The 241-nt window shown below is 68.0% G+C and carries 1 pseudogene; it reads right to left on the bottom strand.

Annotated features, from left to right (window positions below):
* Positions 1-241, bottom strand: a pseudogene (locus tag KBI52_RS00135) (lactoylglutathione lyase); the annotation flags it as partial.

Below are 241 nucleotides of genomic sequence, written 5' to 3'. Positions count from 1 at the left end.
GGGCGCGGCACGGCGTTCCTCCTCGGTGCGCACACGCACGATCCGGTTGGCCCGCACCTGCGTCATGCCGCGGCGGACCGACTCGGCCTCGAGGTCGCTGATGAACTGGTTGAAGTCGACGTCGTCGCGCACGTAGAAGCAGATATGCATCATGCGCGGGAAGGCCGGGCTCATGTTCTGAACCGGCGGGGCGAAGCTGTTCGGTCCGCCCATGGGCTCGCCGGCGTTGCGGTACTGCAGC

This window comes from Microvirga sp. HBU67558 (assembly GCF_018069605.1).
In the GTDB taxonomy this organism is placed as follows: Bacteria; Pseudomonadota; Alphaproteobacteria; order Rhizobiales; family Beijerinckiaceae; genus Microvirga; species Microvirga terrae.
Note: the sequence above shows the minus strand (reverse complement) of the source record. Positions and strands in the feature narration are given on the sequence as shown.